General features: G+C 70.0%; 5 protein-coding genes. 2 read left to right on the top strand and 3 right to left on the bottom strand.

Annotated features, from left to right (window positions below):
• Nucleotides 1-110: 110 nt before the first annotated feature.
• Both ACZ4SA_RS36720 and ACZ4SA_RS36715 read right to left on the bottom strand, forming a co-directional pair.
• Entirely contained in the window at nt 111-554 is a 444-nt protein-coding gene (locus tag ACZ4SA_RS36720) for an ATP-binding protein (protein ID WP_468283139.1), read from the bottom strand.
• Nucleotides 551-754: a hypothetical protein gene (locus ACZ4SA_RS36715; RefSeq protein WP_468283136.1), complete on the bottom strand. Its 204-nt coding sequence runs from the start codon at nt 752-754 to the stop codon at nt 551-553. Before ACZ4SA_RS36715 ends, ACZ4SA_RS36720 begins: the two co-directional genes overlap by 4 nt.
• Before the next feature lie 179 nt (nt 755-933).
• Between ACZ4SA_RS36715 and ACZ4SA_RS36710 the strand changes: the two genes are divergently transcribed.
• Complete coding sequence (locus ACZ4SA_RS36710) at nt 934-1,788, top strand: helix-turn-helix domain-containing protein (RefSeq protein ID WP_468283133.1); 855 nt, start codon at nt 934-936, stop codon at nt 1,786-1,788.
• Complete coding sequence (locus tag ACZ4SA_RS36705; RefSeq protein WP_468283130.1) at nt 1,769-2,059, top strand: DUF397 domain-containing protein; 291 nt, start codon at nt 1,769-1,771, stop codon at nt 2,057-2,059. The genes ACZ4SA_RS36710 and ACZ4SA_RS36705 overlap by 20 nt, the downstream gene beginning before the upstream one ends.
• A gap of 68 nt (nt 2,060-2,127) precedes the next feature.
• Here the strand turns inward: ACZ4SA_RS36705 and ACZ4SA_RS36700 are convergent, their stop codons facing one another.
• On the bottom strand, nt 2,128-3,549 hold the full coding sequence (locus ACZ4SA_RS36700; protein ID WP_468283127.1) for an SMI1/KNR4 family protein: 1,422 nt from the start codon (nt 3,547-3,549) through the stop codon (nt 2,128-2,130).
• Between the last annotated feature and the right edge of the window lie 402 nt (nt 3,550-3,951).

Here is a 3,951-nt window from a genome sequence, read left to right as displayed (position 1 = left end):
GAGTTCGCATGGACCTTTTCCTTACGTCACGACGGGGCGCGGACTGTACAACAGCGCCCGGCCCGTGATCACCCCGACGGACATTCCCGGCACCCCGCTCTTTGGGGGCGTCACCCGTGGCGAACAGCGCAAGCCTGCCGCCCTCCCGGCCGACCCGGGTCTCCTCCGCGCTCGCCCGTTGACGGCCCCGACGCCAGCTCGCACCACACGGTCTTGCTGCCGGGCCCCCGGTCCACACCCCACCTCAGGGTCAGCGCGTCGAGCAATGCCAGACCCCGGCCCGACTCGTCGTCGGCGGCGGCTTCGCACAGGACGGGCAGAGCACGCGGGTCGGGGTCGGTGACCTCCAGTCGCGTACGGTCCTGATCGCAGCCCACCCGAACGGTCGCGAGTACGCCCTCACCAAGGTGCCGGACAACGTTCGCCAGCAACTCGCTCACGCAGAGCTGGAGATCGGCGCAGGGACCACCCATGTACGCGCGCAGGGCGCTGCGCACTGCGGCAACGGCCTGCGGGGTGGCGAACAGTGCCAGCGTCAGGGGTGGTCGCATCATGCGGCCCCCTTGCGGAGAACGGCGACCAGCGCGCGGGCGGTCAGCAGGTTGCAGTTGCCGAGCGCGATGAGCGGCCGGTTCGGGTAGCGAGCGGCGAAGGTCGGCAGGTCGACACCGAGGGACGGCAGCGTGATGCCGTGTGCGGCGAGGGCGGCCCGCAGCTCCTCGGCGCAGGTCTGGGCGTCGGGCTGGTCGTGCATGGGGGTTCACACCTTCCAGTGCGCTCTGTGACGAATCACTCACACACTGCCCATCAGACACGTAGCTTGAAAAGTGTTCAGGCTACCGGCTCTGAACTGCCCTGATGTGCGGCGCAGTTGGTACGGGCCGGGGAAACGCCGGGAAGCGGGCGGCAACGGCACCAAGGACGGTGGGGACGATGGGGCAGCGCAAGGACATCGACGGGTCGGCGGGCGTTCCGACCTTCTACGGCAGCGAGTTGCGGTGGAAACGGGAGGAGGCCGGGCTCACCCTCACGCAACTGGTGGAGGGCAGCTTCTACGGCCCCAGCCACCTCAGTGAGATCGAACGCGGCACGCGCCGGATGCCGGCGGAATTGGCCGAGCACGTGGACCGGGTGCTCGGCACGGACGGCTTCTTCCGGCGGCGTTGCGAGGACGTCCGGAGGGCGAAACGGCGGGGCCACGCGAGCTACGTCGAGCGGGTATTGGACGCGGAGAAGCACGCCAAGACCATCGAGGAGTGGTGCCCGACGCTCATCCCGGGGCTCTTGCAGACGGACGCGTACGCGCGGGCGCTGGTCCGGGCGGCAATGCCCCTGGCGCTCGACGACGAGGTGGAGGAGAAGGTCGCCGCCCGGATGGCGCGGGCCCGGCTCTTCGAGGACAACCACAAGACGCCCGTGTATTGGGCGATCCTGCCTGAGGTGCTGCTGCGCCAGCCGATCCTGCCGCCGGAACAGTGGGCCGAACAACTGGAGCGCATCGCGGCGTTGGCGCGACGCCGCCGGATCGTTCCACAGATCCTTCCGTGGAACTGTGGGCCGCACCCCCTCATGATGGGCGCGGCCACGATTATGGCTTTCCCCGATGCCCCGCCGCTGGTCTACTTGGAGTCGCAGCACAGCGGGGACACCATTGATGATCCGGCCCTCGTTGAGGAGTACCGCAGGTCGTACGATCTGCTCAGGGCCGCCGCGCTGCCTCCGGAGGCGTCCCTCGCCCTGATCGAGCAAGCGGCTGAGGATGACCGACATGGCAAGCAACGAGATTGACTTGAGCACGGCCGTCTGGCGCAAGAGCAGCTACAGCAACGGCACGGGCGGCAACTGCGTGGAAGTCGCCGAGGCCTTCCCCGGCGCGGCCGCGTGGCGCAAGAGCACGTACAGCAACGGTGACAGCGGCAACTGCGTCGAGGTCTGCGACGCCCACACGGGCGTCGTCCCCGTCCGCGACTCCAAGGTCCCGAGCGGCCCGGTCCTGACCGTCCCGGCCCCGGCCTGGACCGCCTTCGTCGCGTCCCTCAAGTCGGCCGCCACCGCGTGACGCAGCCGCCCGGCGACGATCTGTTCTGCGCCGGGCGGCCGGGGGCGCTTTCCCGGCATCGGATTCGATCACCGGGCCTCCCCATGGCCGTCCGTGTCCAGGCCGCCCTGGCCGTCAAGGTGTCCTTCGAGGATCTTCCGGTTGATCCGGGGGCGGTCCCAAAGGGCGAGGAGTTCGTTGGCGAGGGCCACGACCGGGAGCGGGTGCCGATCGCCGTGCACCTCGATGGCGGCGGCCGACAGGCTGCGCGGGACGGCATCGGCGTCGAGGAGGACGCGCCACTCCTCCGGCCCGAGCTCCAGGTATTCGAGGCCGGTCAGCTCGGCGATCTCCAGAGGGTCGGCGAGCGTACCCGGGTAGGCGCTGAGGGTTCGCAGCCGTGGTAGCCCCATGACGGGGCGGAGGCTGATCGGCTCGTCCTCCCACACGCCGATGCTCAGGGCCTCCAGCCCGGGGTGGGCGGCGGCCTCCACACTGGGCACACCGCGGGCGTTCACCCAGGCGACCGCCGGCGGCCGGCCCTCGCTGCCGCCGCCGTGGCCTTTCGCGGGCCCCCGATCGAGCACCATGTCGGTGAGGGAGTCGGCGATCAGGGCGGCACCGGTGTTCTCCTCGTGGCTGATCATGACGATCTGCCCGAGGTGCCCGCCCGGGCCCGGCGTCAGGTCGACCGCGATCCGGTCGCCGCCGCCGTTGTCGCCGAAGACGATCCAGCCGGGCGAGCCCACCAGCCCCTGCACGGCGGCGTCGGGCGCGGTCTCGACCGCTTCCATCGCGGCGAACTCCCAGAGGCACGGACGGGACTGCACGTCGGCGACAAACACGCTGTCCAGGGTGAAGAGCTCGCAGCCGACCGCTTGAGCGATGCGCTCCATCGCCTCGTAGCCGCCGCCCTCGTCCTCCCACCTCGCCCGTGTCACCCGGTAGAGCACCTTGAGCTCCTCGGGCAGCACGACGCCGAGACGCGCCTCCGTCTCGGCGATCTCCGCTTCCGTGGCGCCGATCCCATCGGGTATCCGCGCACGAAGGGTCCGCTCCAGCAGTGCCGGGTCCGCCGACGGCGCCGGCCCCGCGCCGGGCACCGGTTCGGGAAGGCGGCGCCATGGCCCCGGGACCGCGCCCTCGACCAGGAGCAGCGCGCCCAGGTAGGGACTGCCGAAGCCGGGCTCCACGGCCGGACCCGCGTCGAAGAGGCTGAGCATGGTCTTCCCGTCCGGCGCCCTCTCCACCATGAAGGAGACGTCGTCCACACCGTCTGCCTTGAGCGCGCGCTGCACGCACTCCACGGCCGTGAACTCGTCCTGCATGTCCTCGAACTGGGCGGCCCGCCCCGGCAGGGATTGCATCCGCTGCACGGGCACACTCCAACTGCCGTGGCTGATCTGTCCCGTCACATAACCGCCCGGCTCGGCCAGACGGTCCGCGTTGGCGGCCTGGACGAGCCGCAGCAACGGCTCCCAGGTGCTGGGCGACCGGGTCTCCCGTCGCACAGCCTGGCGGATCTCCCGGGAGCAGGGGTGGGACACTATCGGGGACGCCGAATACCTCGCCGTGACGCGGCTTCAGGCCGATGCGCTGGTCACGATCGATGAGGCATTGGCTCGTCGGGCGGACGGCATCGTTCCCGTGGCATCGCTGGACGCTCTGAGTTCCACGTAAGGCGCTCGCAAGCGAGCACTCCGGCGATCGTCGGCCCGGCCTGCCCGAGCTGGGAGTCGACCATTCTTCGGGATCTGCCCTCAAGGATTTGGATCAAAGGCACTACGGCGCGATTCGTTGATCACGACTCGATACGCGCCCTAGTGTCCTGAGTCGTTAATTCGTGTGCAGTAGGCGGCGAGGGTGTCGAGGATGTCGTCGGCGGTCTTCGTCCAGATGAACGGCTTGGGGTT

This window comes from Streptomyces sp. NPDC027962, assembly GCF_055566095.1.
The sequence above is the reverse complement of the archived record's forward strand: the minus strand, read 5'-3'. Positions and strand labels throughout refer to the sequence as shown.